The sequence below is a fragment of the Corynebacterium tuberculostearicum genome (assembly GCF_046097255.1).
Lineage (GTDB): Bacteria > Actinomycetota > Actinomycetes > Mycobacteriales > Mycobacteriaceae > Corynebacterium > Corynebacterium tuberculostearicum_J.
In genome coordinates this window covers 1,912,421-1,938,619 of the sequence record NZ_CP175770.1, presented here as the reverse complement: position 1 = coordinate 1,938,619, position 26,199 = coordinate 1,912,421, and the positions used below count along the sequence as shown (strand labels likewise).

At 57.7% G+C, this 26,199-nt stretch carries 22 protein-coding genes and 1 pseudogene; 11 read left to right on the top strand and 12 right to left on the bottom strand.

The features are described 5' to 3' along the window. Positions 1-68: 68 nt before the first annotated feature. Both ACKFRY_RS09215 and ACKFRY_RS09210 read left to right on the top strand, forming a co-directional pair. Entirely contained in the window at positions 69-575 is a 507-nt protein-coding gene (locus ACKFRY_RS09215; protein WP_325162600.1) for a hypothetical protein, read from the top strand. Then, a complete protein-coding gene (locus ACKFRY_RS09210) occupies positions 568-882 on the top strand; it encodes a transcriptional regulator (RefSeq protein WP_200435212.1) in 315 nt (104 codons plus the stop codon). Before ACKFRY_RS09215 ends, ACKFRY_RS09210 begins: the two co-directional genes overlap by 8 nt. On the opposite strand, the gene ACKFRY_RS09205 is transcribed toward ACKFRY_RS09210, so the two are convergent. The 5 genes and pseudogenes from ACKFRY_RS09205 to ACKFRY_RS09185 form a co-directional block, all read right to left on the bottom strand. Beyond that, on the bottom strand, positions 857-1,732 hold the full coding sequence (locus ACKFRY_RS09205; RefSeq protein WP_408922721.1) for a glycosyltransferase family 87 protein: 876 nt from the start codon (positions 1,730-1,732) through the stop codon (positions 857-859). The genes ACKFRY_RS09210 and ACKFRY_RS09205 overlap by 26 nt on opposite strands. Then, positions 1,713-2,132, bottom strand: coding sequence for a hypothetical protein (locus ACKFRY_RS09200; protein ID WP_408922720.1), 420 nt, complete (start codon positions 2,130-2,132; stop codon positions 1,713-1,715). Before ACKFRY_RS09200 ends, ACKFRY_RS09205 begins: the two co-directional genes overlap by 20 nt. Before the next feature lie 80 nt (positions 2,133-2,212). Continuing rightward, positions 2,213-4,066 carry a dihydroxy-acid dehydratase gene (gene ilvD / locus ACKFRY_RS09195; protein ID WP_408922719.1) on the bottom strand — a complete coding sequence of 618 codons (1,854 nt, stop codon included), beginning with the start codon at positions 4,064-4,066 and terminating at the stop codon, positions 2,213-2,215. Between the two features lie 52 nt (positions 4,067-4,118). Then, complete coding sequence (locus ACKFRY_RS09190) at positions 4,119-4,661, bottom strand: PH domain-containing protein (protein WP_005323328.1); 543 nt, start codon at positions 4,659-4,661, stop codon at positions 4,119-4,121. Between the two features lie 258 nt (positions 4,662-4,919). After that, positions 4,920-6,216: pseudogene (locus tag ACKFRY_RS09185) on the bottom strand (IS3 family transposase). Positions 6,217-6,412: 196 nt separating this feature from the next. Between ACKFRY_RS09185 and ACKFRY_RS09180 the strand changes: the two are divergent. The 8 genes from ACKFRY_RS09180 (at position 6,413) to ACKFRY_RS09145 (ending at position 16,468) form a co-directional block, all read left to right on the top strand. Continuing rightward, positions 6,413-8,263 carry an acetolactate synthase large subunit gene (locus ACKFRY_RS09180; protein ID WP_408922718.1) on the top strand — a complete coding sequence of 617 codons (1,851 nt, stop codon included), beginning with the start codon at positions 6,413-6,415 and terminating at the stop codon, positions 8,261-8,263. A 2-nt stretch (positions 8,264-8,265) separates the two neighbouring features. Continuing rightward, complete coding sequence (ilvN, locus tag ACKFRY_RS09175) at positions 8,266-8,784, top strand: acetolactate synthase small subunit (protein WP_179386415.1); 519 nt, start codon at positions 8,266-8,268, stop codon at positions 8,782-8,784. A gap of 99 nt (positions 8,785-8,883) precedes the next feature. Next, positions 8,884-9,897, top strand: coding sequence for a ketol-acid reductoisomerase (ilvC, locus tag ACKFRY_RS09170; protein WP_408922717.1), 1,014 nt, complete (start codon positions 8,884-8,886; stop codon positions 9,895-9,897). 112 nt (positions 9,898-10,009) lie between these two features. Beyond that, positions 10,010-11,800 carry a DUF262 domain-containing protein gene (locus ACKFRY_RS09165; protein ID WP_408922716.1) on the top strand — a complete coding sequence of 597 codons (1,791 nt, stop codon included), beginning with the start codon at positions 10,010-10,012 and terminating at the stop codon, positions 11,798-11,800. Then, positions 11,790-12,695, top strand: coding sequence for a hypothetical protein (locus tag ACKFRY_RS09160; RefSeq protein ID WP_236587080.1), 906 nt, complete (start codon positions 11,790-11,792; stop codon positions 12,693-12,695). Before ACKFRY_RS09165 ends, ACKFRY_RS09160 begins: the two co-directional genes overlap by 11 nt. Positions 12,696-12,759: 64 nt before the next feature. Continuing rightward, positions 12,760-14,346: a phosphoglycerate dehydrogenase gene (gene serA / locus ACKFRY_RS09155; protein WP_408922715.1), complete on the top strand. Its 1,587-nt coding sequence runs from the start codon at positions 12,760-12,762 to the stop codon at positions 14,344-14,346. Between the two features lie 117 nt (positions 14,347-14,463). Further along, entirely contained in the window at positions 14,464-15,483 is a 1,020-nt protein-coding gene (locus ACKFRY_RS09150; protein WP_408922714.1) for a 3-isopropylmalate dehydrogenase, read from the top strand. Between the two features lie 175 nt (positions 15,484-15,658). Continuing rightward, complete coding sequence (locus ACKFRY_RS09145) at positions 15,659-16,468, top strand: fumarylacetoacetate hydrolase family protein (RefSeq protein WP_408922713.1); 810 nt, start codon at positions 15,659-15,661, stop codon at positions 16,466-16,468. Between the two features lie 216 nt (positions 16,469-16,684). Here ACKFRY_RS09145 and ACKFRY_RS09140 read toward each other — a convergent pair whose 3' ends face one another. Continuing rightward, on the bottom strand, positions 16,685-17,788 hold the full coding sequence (locus ACKFRY_RS09140) for an isochorismate synthase MenF (protein ID WP_179386419.1): 1,104 nt from the start codon (positions 17,786-17,788) through the stop codon (positions 16,685-16,687). A 100-nt stretch (positions 17,789-17,888) separates the two neighbouring features. Here ACKFRY_RS09140 and ACKFRY_RS09135 point away from each other — a divergent pair, with 100 nt between their 5' ends. Beyond that, positions 17,889-19,028, top strand: coding sequence for an alpha/beta hydrolase-fold protein (locus ACKFRY_RS09135; RefSeq protein ID WP_325162601.1), 1,140 nt, complete (start codon positions 17,889-17,891; stop codon positions 19,026-19,028). 85 nt (positions 19,029-19,113) lie between these two features. On the opposite strand, the gene ACKFRY_RS09130 is transcribed toward ACKFRY_RS09135, so the two are convergent. The 6 genes from ACKFRY_RS09130 to ACKFRY_RS09105 are packed head-to-tail and all read right to left on the bottom strand — an operon-like array spanning position 19,114 to position 26,198. Further along, complete coding sequence (locus ACKFRY_RS09130; protein WP_408922712.1) at positions 19,114-20,595, bottom strand: choice-of-anchor M domain-containing protein; 1,482 nt, start codon at positions 20,593-20,595, stop codon at positions 19,114-19,116. Beyond that, positions 20,592-21,500, bottom strand: coding sequence for an anchored repeat-type ABC transporter permease subunit (locus ACKFRY_RS09125; protein ID WP_005323315.1), 909 nt, complete (start codon positions 21,498-21,500; stop codon positions 20,592-20,594). The genes ACKFRY_RS09130 and ACKFRY_RS09125 overlap by 4 nt, the downstream gene beginning before the upstream one ends. Beyond that, complete coding sequence (locus ACKFRY_RS09120; RefSeq protein ID WP_408922711.1) at positions 21,497-22,225, bottom strand: anchored repeat-type ABC transporter ATP-binding subunit; 729 nt, start codon at positions 22,223-22,225, stop codon at positions 21,497-21,499. Before ACKFRY_RS09120 ends, ACKFRY_RS09125 begins: the two co-directional genes overlap by 4 nt. Next, positions 22,218-23,096 carry a choice-of-anchor M domain-containing protein gene (locus tag ACKFRY_RS09115; RefSeq protein ID WP_408922710.1) on the bottom strand — a complete coding sequence of 293 codons (879 nt, stop codon included), beginning with the start codon at positions 23,094-23,096 and terminating at the stop codon, positions 22,218-22,220. The genes ACKFRY_RS09120 and ACKFRY_RS09115 overlap by 8 nt, the downstream gene beginning before the upstream one ends. Continuing rightward, entirely contained in the window at positions 23,089-24,597 is a 1,509-nt protein-coding gene (locus tag ACKFRY_RS09110; protein ID WP_408922709.1) for an anchored repeat ABC transporter, substrate-binding protein, read from the bottom strand. Before ACKFRY_RS09110 ends, ACKFRY_RS09115 begins: the two co-directional genes overlap by 8 nt. Continuing rightward, positions 24,597-26,198 (bottom strand): choice-of-anchor M domain-containing protein, encoded by a 1,602-nt coding sequence (locus ACKFRY_RS09105; protein ID WP_408922708.1) that lies wholly within the window; start codon positions 26,196-26,198, stop codon positions 24,597-24,599. Before ACKFRY_RS09105 ends, ACKFRY_RS09110 begins: the two co-directional genes overlap by 1 nt. Position 26,199: the final 1 nt, after the last annotated feature.

Sequence of the window (26,199 nt, the reverse complement as noted above, 5' to 3'; positions counted from 1 at the left end):
CGTCGCAATAGCGGCGGATTTTCTTTCCCCTCTTGCTTTCCTGGGTGGAAAGTATGATACTTTCTAAAGTGGAAAACAACGAAAAGTCGAAGGCGAAAGGAACGGCGACCATGGACGAAAGCGTACACGAGGCACTGGCCTTCAACGAGGAAGTGGAGAAGGAACAAAGCGACAGACGGCGGACTGCGCTTAATGCCTTGTTTGCTGCAGCGCTGGCAGTACTTTGGTTTGTCTTGATCCAATGGGGGAATGGCATGCCGTGGTGGTTGTCCCTTGGTTTAGTGGTGGTCTGCGCGGGAGTAGGACTCTGGGTTGGCGCTAAAAAGAGTGACGTACGTGCAGGCTATAGACAAAATCCTTTTGAACAGCCCCAGCCGGATAAGAAATACTATTTCGGAATCATTCTGATTTTTATCCCTACGTTTTTCCAGACCTTTCTCGAAGGACACATGGTAATTGCGGCCGTAGCATCCACGCTGTGGGGACTCGCTGTCTTCTGGGTTTTCAATTCCGGTGCGATGGATCTGTCCACGCGAGACCACGAGAGTAATAAGCGGGCAAGCGGCGATGAGTGAGCTTGATCCAGTAATCCACCCGCTCAACCGATTTAAGATTTGTGCGGTGCTCAACGCGGCTGGGGCAGTGGAAGGCGCCATCAACAAAGAGATGCGATTTCCCGCGATTCGAGACAAGGTGAATCAATCCGATGCCACGCTGTCTAAGCAGCTAAGCGCACTGGAAAAAGAGGGGTATGTCAGTCGCTTTCGTGAGTATGGATCCTCGCGAGGCAAGGACACGGTATGGGTGATGCTCACGGCTAAAGGTAAAGCCGCATTCGATTCGCACCTTGCAGCGCTTAAGACGCTAGCGGGGCAGGAGTAGCGGTATTCGCGTTCCGGTTATTGCGCTGGGAGGCATAGAAAGCGGCTGCGAAAAGTGCGACGGTCAGTATGGTTAGCCACACGAAGTCATCCACCCAGAACTTCTGGTAGCGCTCCATGGCGTGGACATCGACTTGATCGCCCCACCACCACTTGGGCGGGACGGTCAGCAGCATGGCTGACCAGGCGACGAGGACGGTCAGCAGGCTGCCCGCGGCCCATCCAGATGGCAGCCAGGTCCAGGCGCGGTAGACAAAGACCGGGATGATGAGCGTGAGCCAGACCCAGTGGTGCGACCAGGAAACCGGGGAGATGAGCAGGAGGGTGAGGGCGGTGACCAATTGGGCGTCGACAAGCAGGTGCTCCTCGCACAGCCGCTTGATAAGCCACGCGGCGAATGCAATTACCACGAGGGAGGCGGCGATCCACGCGATGTTGATGGCCAGCCCATTGGCGTCCATGGCCTCGGAAGAAGAATACATGCGCTGAATGGCGCCCTTGATAGAGCTATTGGACTGGTAATCAGTCCCCACGCCGAAGTCGCCGCCAGAGCCCATATCGAGCAATTTGGAACTGAAGAACTCCACGAACGCGTCCCAGCGGAAGGCTGCGGCAAGGAGGGTGGCCGCAACAGCGGAAAGGAGCGCTGTGGCAATCTGCTTCCACTCCTTGCGCACGAGGAAATACAGCAACATAGCCAGTGGGGTAATTTTGATTGCGGCGGCCAAGCCAATCAAGATACCTTGGGGCAAGAAGCGCTTGCGCGGAACGAGGTCGAGGATAACCAGCGCCATCACCACGATATTGATCTGCGCAAAACCATTGTTGAGGTCAACTGGTTCGAAGCGCAAGGCAATGGCCCAAGTAATGGCGGTGACGGGCAGGAGGAACTTCTGGCTTTTTCAGGACTGCCTTGAATACAAAGTAGAGGCATAGGAGCACGAGAAGGTCAGACAGGACGACCACGATGTCGCCTGCCATATCGTGGTCAATGCCGTCAAAGGCCGTGATCGGAACCATGACGAGCGCGCCAAAGGGCGGATAAATGAAGGGAAGTTCAATGTCCCCGGCCAGCATGGGCTCGCTATAGACGGAGCGATGCTCAAGGAAGGCCTTGACGCCCTCGCGGTAGACCACCATGTCAATGGGAAAGTCCGTGATGCGGGTGTCTTGAATAATCTTGCAGGCGCCAAAAATGAGGCCCAGCAGAGCTAAGGCATAACGAAAAAGTGGGGTGCGCGCGAGTTTCATCGCAGTACACTTTATGCGATCTGCAGGCAAACGGGCGTGCACCCCACCGAGGCTCATAGGGATTTAGCAGTTAATACTGGCTAATTCACATGGCCATCGACCGCGCGCACCGCGCCGCGATCGGCAGAGGTGGCCATGGCTGCATACGCACGCAGCGCCTTAGTGAACGGTCGGTTGCGGCTCACTGGGGTCCAGGGGCGCTCGCGCTGTTCTTGGGCAGCGCGGCGGCGCTCCAGCACGTCCTCGTCCACATCCAGGGTTAGTTCGCGTTCGTGGATATTGATTGTGATGGTGTCGCCATTTTCGATGAGCCCGATAAGGCCCTGGTGGGCTGCCTCCGGGGAGATATGGCCGATGGAAAGGCCTGAGGTGCCGCCGGAAAAGCGGCCGTCGGTAATCAAGGCGCATGCCTTTCCCAAACCGGCGCCTTTCAGGAAGGAGGTGGGGTGGAGCATCTCCTGCATACCCGGGCCGCCGGACGGGCCTTCATAGCGAATGACCACCACGTCGCCCGGCTGAACTTCCTTGTTCAGGATTATCGATACGGCCTCTTCCTGGGATTCGACCACACGGGCAGGTCCAGAGAATGTCCACAGCTCTTCTTCAACGCCCGCTGCCTTGACGATGGCCCCGTCTGGAGCCAGGTTTCCGCGCAGGACAACTAGGCCGCCGTCGGAAGAAAAGGCGTGATCGGCGTCGTGAATGCAGCCATTGGCGGCGTCAGTGTCGAGCTCGTCCCAGCGGTTGGATTGGGAAAATGGTTCGGTAGTGCGCACGCCGCCCGGCGCGGCGTAGTACAGTTCGCGGGCCTCATCGGTGGCGTGGGGGTTGCGGATATCCCAGTCATCGAGCCACTGCTCGGCGTTGTCATAGAGCGCCGTATGTACCTTCAGGTTCAAGTGCCCGGCGCGGCGAAGCTCTCCCAAGATAGCGGGGATACCGCCGGCGCGGTGGACATCCTCAATGTGGTAGGTGCCATTGGGTGCGACCTTGGACAGGCAGGGCACGCGGTAGGAGATGTCATTAATGTCATCGAGGGTGAAATCCACCTCGCCCTCCTGTGCGGCTGCGAGCGTGTGCAGGATGGTGTTGGTGGATCCGCCCATGGCCATGTCAAGCGCCATGGCGTTGGTGAAGGCTTCCTTGGTGGCGATATTGCGGGGGAGAACGGATTTGTCCTCCTCGCCGTAATAGCGGCGGCACATATCAACGATGGTAGAGCCGGCCTTTTCAAAAAGGCTGCGGCGAGCCGTGTGGGTGGCCAGGGTGGTGCCGTTGCCGGGCAGCGCCAAGCCGAGGGCCTCAGTCAGGCAGTTCATGGAATTGGCGGTAAACATGCCAGAACAGGAGCCACAGGTGGGGCAGGCGGATTCCTCTACCTGGGTCAAGCCTTCATCGGATACCGCGTCATTGGCAGAGGCGGTGATGGCGGTGATGAGGTCGGTGGGGGCGTGGGCTACGCCATCAACCACGACGGCTTTGCCGGCCTCCATCGGTCCGCCGGAGACGAAGATGGTGGGAATGTTCAGGCGCAGTGCCGCATTGAGCATGCCCGGGGTGATCTTATCGCAATTGGAGATGCATACCAGGGCGTCGGCAGTGTGGGCATTGGCCATGTACTCGATGGAATCGGAGATGATTTCGCGTGAAGGCAGCGAGTAGAGCATGCCGCTGTGTCCCATGGCGATGCCATCATCGACGGCGATGGTATTGAATTCCTTGGGCACGCCGCCAGCCTCGCGCACGGCGTCGGCGACGATATCGCCAACGTTTTTGAGATGTACGTGGCCGGGGACGAATTGGGTGTAGGAGTTGGCGATGGCGACGATCGGTTTGCCAAAGTCATTTTCCTTGGTGCCGGTGGCCCGCCAGAGGGCGCGGGCGCCAGAGGCTTGGCGGCCGACGGTAGTTACTTTTGAACGCAGCGGGAACATGGTTTTCAGTCACCATTCCTTCAAGGATGTGGGGGGAGTGTAGGCGGCGTATTTAGTTTTCGGCCGAAGGCTTGAGCTCGGGGTGGCGCTCGAGGTAGTCCTCATACTCTTCTTTGCTGAGGAGGACTTGTTGGCCGTCACGGTGGACAATTACCACCTTGTCATCTGCCGCTTCACGGCCCTGGGTAAGGGCGTCAGGGATGCGGCCGCGGGAGGCCTCCGAAAGTCGCGGGAGCGAGTTAAAGGTAACGCCGGGCAGGCTGTGCTCCGCGCCGGCCTTGGTGCGGGCGAAGGTGCGGGCGCGTTGGAAGCCGATTCCGGCAAAATCGTCCCATGCGATCTGGATATTTTTCCGGAATGCGTAAGAGATAGCGATTCCAGATTCGGAGACTTTGGTGCGGGATTTTATGACCCACCACAATCCGAGGATGGGGATTATGAACAGCCATGCGAGGTATTTGGGGGCCCATCCGATGCTCAGCAGAGCAATGGCGGACAGGATGAGGATGCCCAAGATGTGGTCGCGGGATGGCTTGAAAACCTCTGCCTGGGTGGTGGACTGACGAGGTTGGTTGTCCTTAGGTGGTGGAGTCATAGTGTGCAAGCCTAATTCACTAAGGCCGGCAAGGGCGAACCTATTTTTCAGGCGTGTCCCACCAGGTGGGAATCGGATCCCAAAAGGGGGTAATTACCACGAGTGCAATACCTATCAATGTATAGTCAGGCCCATGATCATTATTCGACTTCAGGCAGTACCAACGCGGTGGTGACCGCGACGCCTCGTGACGTCGACGCTTCTCGCCCCCGCAGACAGATAAGTGAACTGGCCCCCGAAAGTTGGACTGGTTTAATTCTAGGCGGTTAGGGCTTCAAGGGTCTGATTTCGATATTGCATCGGGGTCAGGCCCTTGAGTCGTTGTTGGATGCGTTCGGTGTTGTACCACTGGATGTACTCGTCGATTGCCTGGTTGAACTCTGCGACGGTGTCGAAGGCTTCTCCGTGGTACATCTCGGTTTTCAGGTGGCCGAAGAAGTTCTCCATGACCGCGTTGTCGTAGCAGTTGCCTTTGCGTGACATCGATTGGACTCCCTGGTGCTGGCTAATCAGGGTGCGCCATGATGAGTGCTTGTACTGGAAACCTTGATCGGTATGCATCATCCACCCAGGCTCAGGCGCACACGTTTTAATCGTCTTAGTTAAAGAATCGGCGGTAAACGCTGTCGACGGCGATGTAGCCACGGTGTGGGCAACGATTGAACGGTCGAACAGATCCATCACCGGTGACAGGTAGACCTTGCAGCCTGCGACCCTGAACTCGGTGACGTCGCTAACAAAGACGGTATTTGGCTTATCTGGAGTGAACTTGCGGTCAAGTGTGTTGTCGGCAATGTGGCTGATCGTCCCGTTATAAGAAACATATGGCCTGCGCTGGCGGACCTTGGCTCGAAGCCCCATCTCGCGCATGAGTTTGTAGACGAGCTTGTGATTGACCACCCACCCCTGGTTGCGCAGGTCAAGTAGCACTCGTCGGTAGCCATAGCGATACTTGTTGCGCTCGAAGCTTCCCCGGATCGCGTCTTTGAGCGCAGCGTGCTTATCCGGATAGCTGAGTCGTTTCTGGTGATAGAAAAACGTTGATCTCGGCATGCCGGCCGCATCCAAAAGGTAGTGCAGACGATGCCGTGACTTGAGGATGACAATCGCCTGGACCTTCAGGCGTGTCCCTGATTCCTCAAGTCCCGCAATTTTTTTAGATATGCGTTTTCCGCTTCCAACCGCGCGATCTGGCGACGCAGCTTCGCTTCCTCCGAAAGCGGCTTCGGCGTGCCCGAACCCTTGGGCCTGCCCTTCGGCTTCGGTTTTAGTGCCTCATCGCCACCTTTACGCCATTTCCTCGACCATCCGCCGACCAAGTGCTCTGATGACAGGCCAAACTCGCGCGCAAGATCCATCGCTGTCTCACCAGAAAGGTGGCGTTGGACAACTTCGGTCTTGATTTCGAACGAATACTGCTGCTTAGTCGGTTTTTCCACAAGACATAGTCTGCCATGCAGCTTAAACCGACGACAGAGCATACGGGCGGCGTATGTGGAGACACCAACAGCAGTAGCAGCGGCACGATAGCCCACGCCTTGCTCAAATAGTTCAACCAACTGCTCCCGCTGATGCTCACTCACCAAACTTCGAGCTCTCAATGAAAACTACTCCCCACTAATCGGAAACTGATTTCTCAGTCCAACTAATGGGGAGCAGTTCATAAGCCCGCGGGGGCTTTGTTCATATCTGGGGCCGGTACCGATGATGATCAGGACCTGTAAAAGACCAATCCAAGGAGCACATTAACCGTGGTTACGACAACTTCGCCCACGCCCGCTTCGGTGGCTGCGGCCTCACGTGCCCACGCTCCGGAGCGGATGAGTGGTGCCCACGCCATTGTCCGCACTCTCGAAGACCTGGGAACCGATCTCGTCTTCGGCATTCCAGGCGGTGCCGTGCTTCCTCTCTACGATGCCTTGCACACCTCAACCACGCTTCGCCATGTGCTCACCCGCCATGAACAGGGTGCCGGCCACGCCGCCGAAGGCTACGCCCAAGCTTCCGGCAAGGTAGGCGTATGCATTGCTACCTCCGGGCCGGGTGCGACCAACCTAGTGACAGCGCTTGCCGACGCCAACCTGGACTCCGTTCCCATCGTCGCCATCACTGGCCAGGTGGGCAGCAACCTCTTGGGAACCGATGCTTTCCAAGAGGCCGATATCCGCGGCGTGACGATGCCGATTACCAAGCACAACTACATCGTGACGGAACCGAGCCAGATTCCAGCTGCCATTGCAGCCGCATTCCACCTGGCTTCTACGGGCCGTCCGGGGCCGGTCTTGGTGGATATTCCGAAGGATGTGCAAAACGGTGAATTGGAATATTCCTTCCCGGCTACGTTTGATCTGCCTGGATATAAACCGACGACCAAGCCGCACCATCGCCAAATCACGCAAGCGGTTGAGCTCATTTCGCAGGCAGAAAAGCCGGTCATCTATGCCGGTGGCGGTGTCATCAAGGCGGAGGCGGCCAAGGAGCTGCGCGAGTTTGCGGAATTTACCGGAATTCCTGTGGTGACTACGCTCATGGCCTTGGGGGCCTTTCCGGAATCTCATCCGCTGCACATGGGCATGCCGGGCATGCATGGCACCGTCCCTGCAGTTGCGGCCATGCAGCGAGCTGACCTGCTGATTACTATCGGTGCGCGTTTTGATGATCGAGTAACCGGTGATACCTCTACTTTTGCCCCTGAGGCCCAGGTAATTCATGCTGATATTGACCCGGCTGAAATTGGGAAAATCCGCGACGTTGCCGTGACAATCGTGGGTGATGCGCGCAACGTGTTGGCAGGTCTCTTAAAGGAGTACCGCAAGAACTCCGCGGTGAAATCTCCGGAAGTAGGCCCATGGCGGGATTACCTCGATGGGCTCAAGGAACGGTTCCCCCGTGGCTATGATCCCACTCCGGATGGGCATCTCAATCCCCAATTTGTGTTGGAAAAGCTGAGTGAAACCGTAGGTCCTGAGGCTATCTACTGCGCCGGTGTGGGTCAGCACCAGATGTGGTCGGCACAGTTCATTGACTTTGAACACCCACGCTCCTGGATCAACTCCGGTGGTGCCGGAACTATGGGCTATGCCGTGCCGGCGGCCTTAGGCGCCAAAGCAGCATGCCCGGATAAGGAAGTGTGGGCGATTGACGGTGACGGTTGCTTCCAAATGACCAACCAGGAGCTCACCACCGCCGTATTGGAAGGCTTTCCGTTTAAGGTTGCCGTCATCAATAACGGCAACCTCGGCATGGTCCGTCAGTGGCAGACACTGTTCTTTAATGAGAACTACTCCAATACCAAGCTGCGAGAACGAGATGTCTATACCCCCGACTTCGTCCGCCTGGCAGAGGCGCTGGGGAGCGAGGCTATCCGCGTCACCTGTGAGGAAGAAGTGGTGCCGGCCATTGAACGGGCCCGCGCAGTCAATGACCGCCCCGTGGTTATTGACTTCATCGTTGGTGAGGACGCTCAAGTCTGGCCAATGATCGGTGGTGGGGCGTCTAACGAAGAAATTCAATATGCCCGCGGCTTGCGCCCGCTGTTTGATGAAAATGAATCGGCAGCAGAAACTCCTGCCGATATCGACGAGACTATCCAGGAGGTATAGGCGTGGCCCCCAGTGACGTTTCCCGGCATACCCTGTCGGTCCTGGTAGAAGACGTAGAGGGAATCTTGTCGCGCGTGACCGGCATGTTTTCCCGGCGTGGTTACAGCATCATTTCGCTGGTTTCTGCACAAACGGAAAATCCAGGGATTAACCGGCTGACCATCGTGGTCGATGCTTCCGAAAGGATTATGGAACAGGTGACCAAGCAGCTCAACAAGATTGTGCCGGTCATTAAAGTGGTGGAGCTCGAAGCAGACTCGACCGTGGCGCGAGCCCTGATGCTGGTCAAGGTGGCTGCGAATAATGCCAACCGGCCGCAGGTGGTCGATGCCGTTAATATCTTCCGTGCCCGCGTGGTAGACGTGGCACAAGAATCAGTGGTGGTGGAGGCTACCGGTACCCCTGGAAAGCTGGCGGCGCTTCTCGATGTCCTGGAGTCATTCGGTGTGCTCGAGCTGGTGCAGTCTGGTGACGTGGCCTTAGGACGTGGTCCCAAGGCGATGGCACCTCCGCGAAATTAAATCCCACTATATGGTCACCGTGTCTCGCACAGTGGTATAGTGCTAGGTGGGCCGTTGATTCATTGAACTTACAATTATTACAGAATTGAGGACTACGAAATGGCTATTGAAACCTTCTACGACGATGATGCGGATCTGTCTATCATTCAGGGTCGCAAGGTAGCCGTTATTGGCTACGGCTCCCAGGGGCACGCGCACTCGCAGAACCTGCGCGATTCCGGCGTCGAGGTTGTTATTGGTCTGCGTGAAGGCTCCAAGTCGGCGGCGAAGGCCGAGGAAGTCGGTTTTGAGGTCAAGACCGTTGCAGAAGCTGCCAAGTGGGCAGACGTAATCATGCTGCTGGCACCAGATACCTCTCAGAAGCAGATCTTTGAAGATGAAATTGCCCCCAACTTGGAAGGCGGCAATGCGCTGCTGTTTGGGCACGGCTTGAATATCCACTTTAAGCTGATTGAACCACAGGCCAATGTCACCGTCGGCATGGTTGCCCCTAAGGGGCCTGGCCATCTGGTTCGCCGCCAGTTCGTTGACGGCAAGGGCGTTCCGTGCCTCATCGCTACCGAACAGGATCCTAAAGGCGAAGGCCATGATCTGACTCTGTCTTATGCTGCAGCCATCGGCGGTGCGCGTGCCGGCGTTATCCCGACGACCTTTGAAGCAGAGACGGTTACTGACCTCTTTGGCGAGCAGGCCGTCCTGTGTGGTGGCGTAGAGTTTCTGATTCGCACCGGCTTCGAGGTTCTGACTGAGGCTGGCTACGAGCCAGAAATGGCCTACTTTGAGGTGCTGCACGAGATGAAGCTCATCGTGGACCTGATGTTTGAGGGTGGCATCGCCAACATGAACTACTCGGTATCTGATACCGCCGAGTTTGGCGGCTACATTTCTGGCCCTCGCGTTATTGATGCCGATGCCAAGCAGCGCATGAAGGATATCTTGTCCGATATCCAGGATGGCACCTTCACCAAGCGCCTGCTGGCCAATATTGAGGGCGGCAACAAGGAGCTGGAGAGTCTGCGTGAGGAATTTGCGCAGCACGACATTGAAAAGACCGGCATCAAGCTGCGCGATTTGATGAGCTGGGTCAAGAACCCGCTGGATGCTACGGCCTAGGAATAAAAAGCGGCGTCTGCAGCGCACACCCACGGTGAACAGGCATGTTTACCGTGGGTTTTGCCTTATTTGTGTCAGGTAAAACTCCGGTGCGGGGAGTAGGATGAGGGCCATGGGCTTTACGACGCCAAGCTATGATCTCAAAGACCTTTTTGCACGAATTGATCGCGGGGATATCCAGTTACCTGACTTCCAGCGCAGCTATGCCTGGGATGAAGATCGTATTCGATCTCTTATTGTTTCCGTGCTGCGCGGCTATCCCATCGGCGCGCTCATGGCTCTTGACACCCGAAACGAAAAGATGCGCTTTCGTCCCCGTGCCCTTGCGGGCGCACCTGACACTGGCGTCGACCCCGGCTTGCTCCTTTTAGACGGGCAGCAGCGCCTGACCACCCTGTATCACTGCTTCAACGGCGAGGGCTTTGTAGATACCACTGATTTCCGCAAGAAGAAGATTCACCGCCGCTTCTTTATCGATATTCGCGCAGCCGTACGCGGCGATCTTTTGCCGGATGATGCCATCTTCGCGGTTAATCAAGACGGCAAGATTCGCTCGCACTTCGCACCGGCAATTGAGAGCGATATCCTAACGCGCGAAGATGCGCTAGAGAATATGTGCATTCCCGTGGCTTCTCTGCTAAGTGAAGACGGCGTCGGCATGCTTTTTGAACTTGCGGCGACCAAGCAGGAATACAGCGCGGAATTGGCGGCCTTTAATAATCGCATCGTTCGACCATTGTCCGGTTATGACCTGCCAATGATTCGACTTTCCCGCGAGACGGAGCGAGCCGGCATCGGCTCGATTTTTGCCCAAGCGAACTCGGCCGGCTTGCAGATGGACGTATTCGATCTGCTCACTGCCGTCTTTGCCTCTGAGGACCCCAGCTTCCACTTGGCCGCTGATTGGCAAGAAGTGGAAAAGGATCTGCGTAAGTCCCCAGCCTTGGATGGAATTGGGCGCACCGAGTTCCTCTCTGCAGTATCGCTTCTGGTCTCCGGTGAAAAGGGCTGTGCAGGTGGCCAGCGCGAGGATATTTTGAAGTTGTCATTGGCGGAGTACAAGTCGGCAGCCAACGATCTGCGCATTACCTTCCGTGAGGTATCAGAGTTCTTGGCGGAGCGGTGCATCCTCAGCATGGATCAGGTTCCGTTTAATGAGCAGATTGTTCCCCTGGCAGTCATTATCGCCCGCTTGGCCAAGCGCGGGGGAGCGCTTTCTACCGAGCAGTCCTGGAACCGTATCAACCAATGGTTCTGGTGTGGCGTCTTTGGCGAGCTCTACGGCTCTTCTGCAGTGCAGCTGCGTGCAGCTCGCGACGTAGATGAGGTCACCGAATGGGTAGCCGGTGCAACGGACGAGACGCCGAAGACCGTCGCTGATGCCACCTTCCGTGAATCCCGGCTGCTTTCCGTAGATGGCAAAGATGGCGTATGGCACGGACTCTATGCCCTCCTTATGGCGCGCGGCGCGAAGGACTGGCGCACTGGAAAGGCCTTCACTCGGCATACCTTTGAAGAGCTCAAGCCAGGCTTTTTCCCTGTGTTCCCGCTAAATTGGTGCAAGCGTCACGGAGTTGATCCCGTCTTGGCTGAGTCGGTGATGAACTACACCCCGATGGGCAAACGAACCGAGGTAGTGCTCGACGGTTTCGCTCCCAACCGCTACCTACCTCGCGTTCAGTCCAAGTCCATCATGGAAGATGCGCAATTTGATGAGGTGCTAGCATCCCACGAAATGAACCTGGAATATCTGCGCGCATCGCAGCCGCGTGAATTCCTTGCGGACCGCCGTCACCGATTCTTGGGCATTGTGGAATATGCTTTAGGTAAACCCGTTATCCGCGATGTGGATGAAGCAAACCTTTTTGGTGGAGAGGAAGGTCCGCAAGCTTTTGATCGCTAAATCTGTGCGCTTGGCCGCTACAGTGCTTGTTGCTTCTCTTGCGCTAGCAGCCTGTGGCACTCCGGTCACAGAATCCAAGCTGGTCAGGCGTGGTCTGTCCGATCTGGATGAGTCCGAAATCGATCTCAGCAAGGCCAAGGCGGAAAACCAAAACCGTCTTATTGATCCGAAATTTGATGGCAAGTTGGTCATTGTTAATGACCCCATTGGAATTGAAGCCAGCCGACTATTTTTTGAAGATTCGGATTCGCTTGTCCTTTTTGCCCCGGACGATAAATCGATTCTTCGTGCAGCAACCTTGGCGGTAAACCAGCATTTGCCAGCGGTGCAGTATGACGATGCTAGGCGTTTGGAGATCCATAAGTTGCTCACGGACTTGGGAGTAAGTCGCTTGGTGGTAGTAGGTGACGTGCCGTGGACGAAAACCTCTGGTGAATTCAGCGTGATCAAGGATCCAGGAACGCATAAGGCACTAGGGGAGTTCACGGCATTCCAATATGGTTCTAAGGTGGTAGCTTCCCCGGAGCAGATGGTGAAGGATATTGCCCAGCTAGATAAGACTCCCCATATGGAGCTGCGTCCTGCCTGGGTGCCGTATGAAGGCGAACTTGATGCCGGAGAGGAAAAGAACCAACCCATCCCAGCACAGTCCCGCAGGGACGGCCAGATGGCGCCAAATATCGTTGCCACTAAGGATAGTCCCATCGCGAACGTTATTACTGCGGCAGCCTACGGTGGAAGAGTTTTGGTCGTGCCGACTGCCGATCCGCTAGCGGATAAGCACAGTATGGCCGCTGTTGCGGGCCTTGAGGACGGCGCCTTAGTGGCCTTGGGGCCGGAATTCGGTCGAGTGAAAGAATTTAAGGCAAAAATCAAGCAGGGCACTCCTGACTGAACTACACTTCCTTGACACGCGGGGCAACCCGCGTGCACCGCATTTTATTTAAGCGAAGGAAGATATGTCGAAGCCGGTAGTCCTTATTGCCGATAAATTAGCCCAGTCCACGGTTACGGCCTTGGGGGATTCTGTTGAGGTCCGTTGGGTGGATGGGCCGAATCGTGCCGAGCTCCTCGCCGCGGTTCCGGAGGCAGAGGCTTTGCTCGTGCGCTCTGCCACAATCGTTGATGCAGAGGTATTGGAAGCGGCCACAAAGCTCAAGATTGTGGGCCGTGCCGGGGTGGGACTGGACAATGTCGATATTCCGACGGCCACAGACAAGGGCGTTATGGTGGTCAACGCGCCGACATCGAATATCCACTCTGCCTGTGAACAGGCAATTGCCCTGCTCTTAGCGACGGCGCGCCAGATCCCAGCAGCCGACCGATCCCTGCGTGAAGGGGAGTGGAAGCGTTCTTCTTTCAAGGGCGTAGAAGTCTATGGAAAGACCATCGGCATTGTCGGCTTTGGACACATTGGCCAGCTCTTTGCCCAGCGCCTGAAGTCTTTTGAAACGACCATTATCGCGCACGATCCCTATGCCAACCCGGCTCGCGCGGCAGCGTTGGGGGTGGAACTAGTTGAGCTGGAAGAGCTGATGTCGCGTTCCGATTTCGTGACGATTCACCTGCCAAAGACTCCGGAGACTGCCGGAATGTTTGATAGGCAGCTTTTGGCAAAGGCCAAGCAAGGGCAGATTCTCATTAATGCAGCGCGAGGCGGTTTGGTAGATGAGGTGGCTCTGGCTGAGTCTATCGAGTCTGGGCACCACCGGGGTGCGGGTTTTGATGTCTATGCCACGGAACCGTGCACTGATTCTCCGCTCTTTAAGCTGCCGCAAGTCACCGTATCTCCGCACCTAGGCGCCTCCACTGTAGAGGCCCAGGACCGTGCGGGAAGCGATGTAGCGGAGTCTGTCTTGAAGGCGCTTGAAGGAGAGTTTGTGCCGGATGCGGTCAACGTCTCCGGCGGGCCAGTGAGAGAAGAGGTTGCAGGGTGGCTGGACCTCGCCCGCAAGCTAGGACTTACTGCTGGCCGCCTTTTGGGTCAGGCCCCCGTTGCCGTCGAGGTGGAGGCCTGTGGCGAGTTGTCTACCGAAGATGTAGAGGTGCTAGGACTTTCTGCCGTCCGGGGTCTGTTTAGCGGCGTGACTTCAGAGCCGGTGACCTTTGTCAATGCAATGCAGATCGCGCATAGTCGTGGGGTAGAGGTTGAGGTATCTACTAATACGGAGTCCAAGGGGCACCGCTCTTCCCTGCAGGTGAAGGTTATTGGCGCCGATGGCGAGACATCCTCGCTCACCGGCGCACTTATCGGTGTCGATGGAACCGAAAAGTTCATTCGCATCAACGGCCGCGGCGTAGATATGCGTGCTACCGGCCGCAATCTTTTCTTCCGTTACGCGGACGCCCCAGGTGCATTAGGAACGGTGGGTACCAAGTTGGGCGCTGCGGGAATCAACATCGTGGCGGCCGCACTTACGCACGGTAAACAGGAATCTGATGCGGTGCTGATTCTGCGCGTGGAAGCCGAGGTACCAGAGCATCTCATCGCCGAAATTAACGCAGCCTTGGGTGCCGAATGCGAGCAGCTAGACATGGAAGCCTAGGCCCGCCGACTGCCTAAGAATCTAATCCCGCGTAGTTACAGGTATCTGCCTGCGCTACGCGGGTTCTTTTTGGTAGGGTAAGTCCATATCCACTCTGTGAGAAAGGGATCCTACATAATGAAACTAGCGGTCATTGGCGGCGACGGAATTGGACCAGAAGTGACGGCCGAGGCGCTCAAGGTTCTTCGCGCCGTTCGCTCCGATATTGAAGTCACTGAGTATGACCTGGGTGCGCGGCGTTATCTGCGCAATGGGGAGCTTCTCACGGACGCTGATTTGAAGAGCCTGCGCGAACACGATGCGATCCTATTGGGAGCGATCGGCGCCCCAGGTGAGGTGCCACCAGGCGTGCTGGAGCGGGGGCTGTTGCTTAAGATGCGGTTTGCGCTGGATCATCACGTGAACCTGCGCCCCTCCAGGCTCTATCCCACCGCTTCCTCGCCGCTGGCTGAACCGGGCGATATCGATTTCGTTGTGGTGCGCGAAGGTACCGAGGGTTTGTACTGTGGAAACGGCGGTACCTTGCGAGAAGGAACTGAGCACGAGGTGGCCAGCGAGGTATCGCAAAATACTCGTTTCGGCGTGGAGCGTGTAGTGCGCGATGCGTTTGCGCGGGCAGCGCAGCGCCGTAAGCATCTGACCTTGGTGCACAAAACAAATGTCTTGGTCAATGCTGGTGGGTTGTGGCAGCGCACCGTTAATGAAGTCGCCGCCGAGTTTCCAGAGGTTCGGGTGGATTACCAGCATATTGATGCTGCAACCATTTATATGGTGACCGATCCGGCGCGCTATGACGTCATTGTCACCGATAATCTTTTTGGAGACATTCTCACCGATTTGGCGGGCGCGGTAACTGGCGGTATTGGCCTTGCTGCATCCGGAAACATCGATCCCTCAGGCGCGAATCCTTCCATGTTCGAGCCGGTGCATGGTTCTGCGCCAGATATTGCGGGAAAGGGGATTGCAGATCCAACGGCGGCAATCTTGTCCGCCGCCATGCTGCTTCGCCACGTAGGCGATGAGTCCAACGCCCAGCGGATTGAGGATGCTGTGGTACAAGATGTTGCGCACCGCGGCGATGGGCCGGTAAAGACCGTCGAAGTTGGTGACCGAATCGTCCAGCTGCTCGTCGAATAGAAGCGGGCTTTTTGCGCTAAGCGCTTGCCGACGTCCCCAACCCCCGCGTCCTGGCGTAGTCCGCACTGGGGTTAGCAACGGTGATTAAAGGACAATGGGAATTTACTCAAATTAACTAATTAACACCGTACCCTTTGCGCACATGTGAAGGAGGCGATTGAGTAGGATTGCCGCTATGCGTTTAGGACGAATTGCACACCCAGAAGGAATCTGTTTCGCCATTATCGATGGGCCAAAAGACGCCCCAATGGAAGAGCTAGTAGCAAAGGAAATTGCCGGCACGCCCTTCACCCCACCGGAGCCGACCGGCCGCGAGTGGAAACTTAACGAGGTTCGCCTCTTGGCGCCGACCCTTCCCACCAAGGTGGTAGCACTTGGCCGCAACTATGCGGACCACGTTGCCGAGGTTTTCAAAAATTCTGCCGATAGTCTTCCTCCCACCATCTTCATCAAGCCATCTACCGCGGTCATTGGCCCGGATGCTGCAATCAAGATTCCGGACTACGCCACCAACGTCGAGTTTGAGGGCGAGCTTGCCGTGGTCATTTCTAAGCCGTCGAAAAACATCAAGGCCGAGAACTGGAAAGACCACGTGCTGGGATACACCATCTGTAACGACGTTTCCTCCCGTGACCTGCAGTTTACGGATGGCCAATGGGCTCGTGCCAAGGGCATTGACACCTTCTGCCCGCTCGGCCCGTGGATCGAAACCGATCTGGATAGCTTGAATCTAGACGATCAGAAGATTAATGCGTATCTGACGCACGAGGGCTCTCGCGAGCAAAAGCAGGATTCCAATACGGACCAGATGATCGTGAAGATGGGCGGCATTTTGGAGGAGATCTCCGCTGCCTATACCTTGCTGCCCGGCGATGTCATTACCACAGGCTCCCCGGCTGGCACCGCTCCTATGGTCCCAGGCGACACCATCGAGATCGAGATCCCGGGCCTCGGCACCCTGCGCAATACCATCCACCGTGCATAACCCAAGCCACCAAGAACACCGCGGCTACGTACCCACCTCCGAAGAAATGGGGGAACACTACCAGAGTTCTGGGTGGGTGTGATCGGGCAACCCCAATGAGACCCTTGTCGAGTACGCCGCGGGACTTAACCCCGGCACCGCCCTCGGCATTGGATGTGGGGAAGGCGCGTGTGCGCACCACCAAAGCGATGTCGTGCTCGTCGCCAAGCGTGTGGGCTAGAGGCTAAGTGCCTTCAAAATGGTGCGCAGCTTGGCCGTGGTTTCTTCCAGCTCGGCATGGGCATCGGAATCGCCTACGATGCCACCGCCGGCCCACGCGCGCGCGGAAAGACCATCGCCGGCTACTTCTGCGCAGCGGATGGCTACCATGTACTCGCCGTCGCCGGAGCTATCGCACCAGCCGACCGCTCCGGCATAGAATCCACGGTCCGTTTCTGCAGTCTCAATGAGGGCTTGGGCGGCCTCTGCAGGGGTGCCACAGATGGCTGGTGTGGGGTGTGCTGCCAGGGCAAGCTCAAGAGCGGTCAAGTCTTTATCCTTGAGTGTTCCGGAAATTGGCGTGCCAAGGTGCCACATCTCATTGGTGCTAATAAGTTGCGGGGTGTCCGGAATGTCTAGCCGCTCGCACAGTGGGCTAAGCACTCGGCGCAGGTGTTCCACTACGAAGGAATGCTCGTGGAGATCCTTGGCGGAATGCAAGAGATCTTGACCTGCGATGTGGTCCTCAGCCGCTGAGGTGCGGCGCGGAGAGGAGCCCGCCAGGGGGAAAGCAGAAACAGTCGAGCCCTGACGCTTGACCAAAACCTCTGGGGAAGAACCAACCAGCATCGCGCCCGGCCGGCCAGCGGGGGAGAGATCGGCAATGAAGCCATCGCGGTTGGCGGAAAGATCGATAAGGCGCGCCGCCACGAGGCGTGGATCAATAGCCTCAGGGAATTCGATATCTACGGCGCGGGCCAAAACCACCTTGTCCAGTTTGGAGGTCTCGATCGTGCCGATAGCCGCCTCTACGCGGCGTAGGTGCTCTTCGGGTTCCGGATCGAATCCGACCACTCGCGAGTTTAGGCTTTTATTGCGGTAGTAGGCGTGCGGCTCCAAGGGGCCCTCTTCGCGGATGATGGCCTCCGGCACCGTCAGTGCAGCGGGCGTGTCAGAGTCGAACGGAATCGCGCCGACCACCATGTCTACATCCTTGCTACGCAGGGCGGAAATTGCCGCGTCGGTGTCATTAAAAGTGTGGCGCGCACCTTGGGTACGGACAGACCCCGTTGCTCGCGAAAGCAAAAAATCGGGGGCGGTGCTTGGTCTGTCTTCGTGCATGGGGATCTAGCTTAGTGCCTTGGGCTTTTCTTACAGAATTGAGTGTGCACTGGGCGTGTAAACAGTGAATCAAGTGAAGGATGTGGTTAATTTTAACCTTGTGGCTAATGTTACTAAGTTTCTTTATCGTTCCCTATACCTGATCCTCGCTGCTGCGCTGGCTAGCGCTGCGCTTGTGTGCGCCGCTCCTGCCCATGCTCAAGAAGGGCCACCTCCCGCACCCGCCCCTGGCCCTGAAAATGCACCACAGCCAGCACCAGCTCCAGCACCTGCTCCCGAAAATGCAAAGCCGGTTACCCCGCAGCCTGATGGGTCCCACCTAGTTCCAGAAGGTGTTAAGGAATCCACCCCGGCACCTGTAGAAGGCGGCAGCAGCGATGACAATGCAGCGCCTGTTCCGGAGGGATCATCTCTTCCCGAGCCAGCGCCGCAGCCGCCAATGGTAGATACCAGCATCAATCCCACCCCGCCGTTTGCGCCGGGTTCCATGCAGTCCCTAGAAATGGAGCACGAGGGCAAGACCCGCAGGTACTTGTTGCGTATTCCTAACCACTATTCGCCGGAAAAGGCGGCGCCCGTTCTCTTCGGCTTTGGTGGGTGGGGAGATTCCCCGGAGAACTACTCCGGCTATGCACGCATGCAGACCACTGAGGCCAATAACGAGGCCATCATCGTCTATCCAGAGGGATTCGAGCGCGCCTGGGAGGCGGCGCCTTATGCTAAGACGCGCGATGGGGAGGATATCCGCTTTATCAAGCGCATTCTTGATTCGGTAGACAAGGACTACCACGTTGATCGAAACCGCGTATACGCCATGGGTATGTCTAACGGAGGCGGCTTTACCTCGGTGCTTGGCTGCCACGCACAGGACACCTTTGCCGCTGTAGCTATGGTTTCGGGTGCCTTCTACAACCCAGTTGAGGTCAACTGTGCTGATGCGCCGATGAATACCCTCATCATGCATGGCGTTAACGACAAGATGATGACCTATGAGGGCGGTGACCGGCACGAGGCTGGATACCTCCCTGTGCGTACGGTGCTCGGCGGCTACCTTAAGCGCAATCGCTGTGATATGACCTTTCAGTCCACTCCGGAAGCTGGCGGTTCAGAACGCTTGAGCTTTAACGGCTGCCAAAAGGATGTGCAACTGGTTAAGGTTCCGCAAGACCACACCTGGTTCTGGCAGCCAGATACTCCACGGGTGGTCTGGGACTTCCTCTCGTCCAAGACCAGGGTATAAAAACAGCGGCGCTTAGCCACGGATTAGGCCCAGAGGAGAGATCCTCTGGGCCTAGTTCTATTGTTGGCCGATGACTAGCACTGGGCTAGTCGACGCGCGGCAAGTTTGCCGTGGCATCATCGGCCGGCTGCTGCGCTGGGGCCTTCTTCTTGCGGAAGAACTGGACATAGACCAACAGGCCGATTCCGAGCACCAGAGCGAATGCGCCTAGTCCGGCTAAAAGGCCCGCCCAGAAGCTGCTTTTAGCCAGAGTGGCGGTATACGCAGCGGCATTAGTCAGTACATTCTCAGAGTCCCTGCCTTCCGCAGCGCCAGCATCCGGCACCCTCTGTGCACCAGCGGTGCCTGCGGCCTTGCCCTTGGTACGCTTTGCGGACTTTGCGTCCCGAGAGCCGGTGGACTTTTTGGCCGTCGAGTGGGAAGAACCGCTGGTGGAAGCAGAACGGTGCGAGCCCGTGCCAGCGCCTCCGCTTTTTCCGGATTTCGCAGTGGAGGCAGAATCATTAACACGGCTAGCCGAATGGTGGGTCGTAGCCCCAGAACCAGCACCAGACTTTCGAGTAGTACCAGAGGCGTGAGCCGAACCCGTGGACGGCGTCTTACGTGGCGCTCCATCCTTCCCAGCGTCTTTTTCCTTGGTGCGGGAGGGCTGCTTGCGCTTGCCCGCGCTGTCCTCGTCAGAACCCTTCTTGTCTTCTTGTGTCTTGCCACCTTCTAGGAATTTCTGGCCCTCCTGCAGGGTATTGTCGAGCTCTTTGTCCAACCCGGCGATGGCTTTGTCTACGTCTTTGACGTCTTTTTCCAGTTGCTTGGGGCGGCTATTTGAGTCACCACTGTTGCCGGAAGCACCATCCGCATCGGCATAGTCCACACCGCATAGATCCTTCGCATCTGCCTGCTCGCCGACGAGGAAGCCGGCATGCAAGTGGTGTCGGGAGCCGTCGGGAAGCTCGAAGGTAAAGCTCACTGCGTAAGTACCCGGCTCGGTAAAGGCAAAGGCCGGGTGGGAATGGGAGTTGCCGGGGTAGTCCCAGGCAGAGCCATCGGCAGTGTCCATAAGCACCTTGGGGTCACCAAGATTCACCTGGTAGGCCAGGATGCGGCCATCCTCAGGGCCCTGTGCGATAGCCATGCTCAAAGTAGCGGTGTCTCCAGCGGTGAGGAGATCCTGAGACAGCTCTTGGGTATTAAAACCTAGCCAAGGAGCATCGGGGTCTTGCGTTTGCGGCAGAATCCAACCTTCATCGGGCAGGGAAGAATCACCGAGCTCCGATAGCGGTTGTTTAAGGTCATCAGATACCTCAATGGCAAAGGACTCAGAGTCATGCTCGATGTCCTTATCATCATCTTTGACCTGGAAGCTGAGATCGCCGGAATCGCCGCTGAGTGCCATATCCTGGTGGCCCTTGGTGATGAGGTCGAAGTCGCTGGCAGAGCAAGAATCGGTGGATTCTTTTGCATATGCGGTGGCGGGCTCGAAGAGTTCTACTCCCCCTCCCGGAAGGACGCCGAGGCTTATCAATCCCGCGGTGCCAAGGGCCACCGCGGTGCGGCAGACAGGTTTCATGAGGAGACGGATTCCTTTCGTGGGGTGGGATGTGGGGCGTCGGAAAGCGAGGCACCTGCGTGCTTGCGGGCGCCGAGCAGTGGATGGATGGCCCATACAACCAAGAAAATGGCGGTGAGGGTGAGCACGATGGTGGCGCCGGCCGGCAGGTCAATGGCCCACGCCAGGTAGATGCCTAGGAAGCTCGACAGCGCACCAATGAGGGCAGAAAGGCACATCATGGTCTTTAGATTTGTGCTAAGCAGGCGTGCCGTCGCGGCCGGAGTGATGAGCAGCGCGAGGACCAAGATATTGCCGATGGTGCTCACGGAAATGACCACTGCGGCCGTGACACACAGGTACAAAATGATGTCCAGCACAAATACGGGCAAGCCCATTGCGCGGGCAGTTTCCCGGTCCAAGCACGTGGCGTTGAGCTGGGGGCCAAAGGCAATAACGATGGCGACAACTACGGCGCATACGCAGCCCGCGACGATAATATCGGTGCGGGAAACGCCGGTGAGTGAGCCGAAGAGGAAGCTTGTCAGCGAGGCACTATAACCATCGGTGCGCGAGATTATCACCATGCCCAAAGCGAAGGCCGCGGCGAAGAAGATACCGATGATGGAATCCGCTCGCACGTGGCGGCGCTGCGAAAAGGCGGCGATGAGCAAGGCCACAACCGCACCGGCGACTGCGCCGCCCACGAGCACCGAGGTTTGCAGGGCGAAGGCAATGGCTAGGCCTGGGAATACGGCGTGGGAGACGGCGTCGCCAATAAAGGCCATGCCGCGTAGCACGACATAGCAGCCGATGACGCCGCATACGATGGCCGCAAGCAAGGAGATGCCTACCGCGCGGGCGAGAAAGTCAAGGTGGGGATTGACCAGGTCGCGCAGGAAATCGAGGAAGGAAATTTCTATCATGCGGTGACTCCAATGGCAGAAAGCAAAGGGGAACCGGCACGCACGCCAAAGGTTTTTGTCCACGGATCCGTCTGGTGAAGAAGGGTCGAGGCAGAATCATCGGCTACTACGGTGCCGTTAAAGAGAATGAGGCGGTGGCAAGAATGTGCGGCTTCAGAAAGGTTATGAGTGGACATAATGATGGATGTTCCGCGGTGGGAAAGCTCTTCAAAAAGCTCGAGGAGCGATTCGGTATTGGGCGCATCTAGTCCGGTAAAGGGCTCATCGAGCAGCAGCACGTGTGGTTGTGTGGCGAGGGCCCGGGCGATGAGCACGCGCTGGCGTTGACCACCGGAGAGTTCTTCGATGGGGCGGGTAGAAAATTCTTCCATGTGAACCAGTTGAAGCGCCTCTGCCGCCGCGGCGTGGTCCGTGGCGCGCGGTCGCTTGAGCCAGCCGATAAGGCCGGTGCGGCCGCTGAGTACGGTGCGATAAACGTTGATGGGAAAGCCCCATTCCACTTCGTGACGCTGGGGAACATATCCCACGGTGCCGGAAACGCTGCGAGTTCCGGTGGAAGGAATAAGCCCTAAAATGGCGCGCATGAGGGTGGTCTTACCAGCACCATTGGGTCCGAGGAGCCCGATGAATTCGCCGGGGTGGACCTCTAGATTGGCAGCGGTGATAACGCTGCGGTGCGAGAGCGAGACGTTTAGTGCAGCAACGGAAATAAGCGGTTTATCCACGGCTATCGCCCCGCTTGGCAGAACGCAGGGCGAGCCCTAGGGCCAGCAGTAGTACTACAGCGCCGACGCCGGCGAGGACAAAGACCCAGGTGGGAATAGAGGAGCCCGCGGTCTGGGCATCGTCTGGATTCCAGGTAGTGTCTTGGGCCGCTTGGACGTCGGCATCATCGCCCACGGCGAAGGTGAGCACGCCATCGGTGTTGAAATCGGCACCGTCCTTGGTCTTGCCCTTCACCCTGATGCCTACCTGGTGAGTACCTGGCTCCGTAAACGTCCAGTTGGCGTGGGTGTGGGTATTGAGGTCTACCCAGAAGTCCTCGTCGCTCTTCTGCGCGGTGGACCACAAGAGCTGTGGTGCTTCAAAGCCTCCGTTTTGTAAGAAGAGGGAGAAATCGCCCGGGCCGGAGTGGCCGAGGAATTCCATGGTGACGCCGCGGTCGGCGGCGTCGACAAGGGAGGGCGCCTGGGTATTCCAGCCCAGCCAGGGAACGCCGACTTGCTCGGTTTGGGGAACCACCCAGACCTTATCGCCGGACTCAGCGCCAACGAAGCCAAAGTCATCCGTATCGGGAAGGGTTTGCTGTGCTTTATCGCCCACGGAAAACACGAGGTCGTCCAAGTGACGCCAGACTGGCTTATCGCCGGCATCATCGCGGGCCATAAGCTCAGAATCCGTGCCATCAAGCAGGGCACCAACGTCTACGTGACCGGTGTCGATGACCTTTTCTTCGCCCTGCGGGGCAACGCGTTCATCGGCACCGACCACCTGCGCGAGGTCGCCCGCCCAAGCAGGGCTGGTAGAAAGTACCAGACCTGCAGTAAGGACGCAGGCGGCGGTGCGGGTAGCGGTACGAGTAGCGAATTTAAGCATTTTTATCTCCATGGGTTGGGTTGGTGTTCAGGCAACGCTGCAGGGAATCAGCGTTAAATTTCATAAGGTCGATGTAGGAGCTGACGGTGTCATCGAACGTGTCGCCGTAGATGGGGCACAGCTCCACGCCTTGCTCCGCGGCAGCCTGCTTCAGGGTCTCGGTGCTTGCCTGCTGCACGGGCTCTACAAACACGGCTGGTAGATGGAGGTTCTCCAGCGTGCGGCGCAAGGAAATGACCTCGCGTGGGGAAGGTTCGATGGCCGGATTGGGAGTGACGAAGCCGGCCACCGACATGTCATAACCTTGCTCCAGATAGGCGTAGCCGTGGTGCGTGGTCACAAGGTGCCGATTTTCTTCTGCGATAGAAGAAATGGCGCGGTCAACATAGGTATCCGTATTCCGCAGACGCTGCGTGTAGTCCTCCGCCCGTTGGCGGTAGGACGCCCCGTGGGAAGGATCTGCCTGCGCCATTTCCTCGGCAATGACATCGACGTAGGCGATGGCATTGTCCACGTTGTGCCACAGGTGCGGGTCTACCTCGCCGTGGATGTGTTTTCCCAGCACCGCCTGCGGCAATAGGTAGGTATCCGATCCCGGCTTGCCCAGGAAGCGGTAGGCCGGATCTGGCGGTATGGGCTGCAGTACCGAAGAGGGGATTGACACCACGGTGGTGGCAGGGTCGAAGCGCTTGTCCTGATCGCGCAGGTCAATGCGGTGCTTGGCTAAGTCACCTGCAATATCCAGGTGTCCGGAATCTATCACGTGCATGCCTTTAGGTGGGTTTACTCCCACGGCCACAGTGAGGTGTTGGATGTCGGTGCCCTCTGCTTGGAACCCGAGGTGGTAGATTCCCGGCTGGGAAAATCCCCAAGACACGTGCGTGTGAGCGTTGGCCGGCAAGGTCACTGAGTCTTTTTCATCGATGCCATCGGCCGAGTTAAAAAGGACCTCCGGGGTGCCGAAAGTAGAGACCACATAGGCCGCGACGTTACCTGGCCCATCGGCAGAGACCATGCGGAAGTCCACTCCGGAAGAGCGCTGCTGTGCACCGCTGATGCGCAGGCCCAGCCAAATTGCCTCGAGCGAGACATCTTCTACCAGCGGCACCAGAGTGGCACCGCGGGTGGAGGCAGCATCGGCGACTTCCACCACGGGGGCATCGGTGGATTCGTGCAGCGTATCGATGAGAGACTGCGGCTCCAGCAAGTAGCCATTGCTTAGTGCCAAATCGGCATTGGCAACATCGCGCACCGTGCGCAGCGTTGGCTCAAAGGTATGCGGATCTTTTCCGCTGGGGATAAGGCTTTGTACCCGGGCATCTTCTCCCGCGACGTTGCGCGCAAGATCCGCGAGGATCGGGGTGGTGGCCACCACGGCGAATTTTTCTCCGCTTCCGGTATCCAACGCTGCCGAAGGGGCACAACCAGTGGCCAGCAGGCAGGAGCCCAGCAGCGCGCCTATGGTCCGAAGCCTGCGTCTATGAGAAAGCGCACGCGCCATTAGTCCGCTGCCTTAGCTACAGCTAGACGGGCAATGCCGAGGCCGAGAAAGAGCATGCCCAAGCCCAACGCTCCGATACCAAAGGGAACAATAGGAGTCCCAGTATTGGCTAAAGAACCGCCCTTGCTGTGTGCCTGCCCGGATTGGCCAGTGTTTGATCCGGTACTTGCGGTAGAGCCACCAGCGCTTGCCGGCGCCCCACCTGCCGCAGCACCATGCCCACAGTCGCCGCCCTCCGGATTTACCGCAGCACCCAAGTCGAAGTGCCCGTTGTCAAAGGCTTCAGCCGGCTTGTCGCCGCCAACCACGAAGTGAAGTGTCGCTTCACCGGCAACTTGCTTGCCTTCATCGGTCTTGGCCACCTGGCGGATGGTGACGTCATAGGTGCCCTGCGCACCAAAGACCCAGTTGGGGTGCACGTGCGTATTGGGAGCAATCGAATAGGTTCCTTCCGCCGCATCTGCATTGCCGCGGAACCACTCATCGCCCACGATCTTTCCCAAGCCGCCCTGGGAGTAGACCATCATCGGGCCGGGCCCCTTGAAGCCTGCTAACTCCCAGGTGACATCTCCAGGGATATTCTCGCGCATGGTCGGACTTTGGGTATTAGCACCGAGCCACGGCACACCATCGACCTGGGTAGAACCAATCATCCACGCCTGACCAGCTGGCACTGGACCTACCTCTTGAGGCAGATCGACGCTTGATTTATCGGAGAGATAAAAGGTAGCGCCATCAGCATCGCGCCACTGGGAGGGGGAGACCGTATCGTCCTTGATTTGCGGAGTCATTCCCGGGGTGCACTCTTCGTTCGCGGAGGCGCCGGACTTATCGGCAGCTGCAGCGCCGCCCCTGTCTGCTGGCCGTTGGGCGTTCGTAGCTTCTTGGTCATTGCTTTCCTCGCCCGTGTCAGCCGATCGATCGGCTGTGGATGCATCGCCGCCGTCGCCCACTTCCCAGGTGTAGGTCACAGCATTGCTGGTTTCGCCGTTGGAATGGGCGCGCACCGTCATGGTGTAGGTGCCGGCTTCGCTAAAGGCCCAGTTGACGTGCCGGTGGGCTGGATTGGGTTGGTTGATAACCTCGCCGCTGGTCAGCTCCATTGAACCGGAATCAGTAACCGCCTGTATGTCGCCGAAACCGCTGGTCTCAAAGACATATACCGAACCCGGGCCGGAAACTTCGGCGAATTCTAGGTCAACGTTGTCAAAGCCGCCATCGCGTGCAGGCTGGGTATCCCAGCCCGGCCAAATGATGCGCTGGTCTTGCGATTGTGGCAGGAAGTAGGTGGGCTGGCCTATCTCCGGCACGGCCTCGGTGGCATCCGACCAGGCATCCTCGACAACCTTGAGCACTACGTCATCGCCGGAGCGTGGAACGCCCGATCCAGTGATGTCTTCTTTCATGGAAAGGTGCAGCCTGCCATCAGGGGCCGTGACATAGAAGGCGTCTACATGCCCAGAGTCGAAGACCTCATCAAAGGCAAGTGCCGCGGCGGGGGAGAAGAAGGCCAATGCTGTGGCAAAGACCGCGGCAAATACGTGAATAAATCGGCGCCGCAGCGGGACGCGCCGGGAGGCAAAAGATGGTGAATAGTGCATT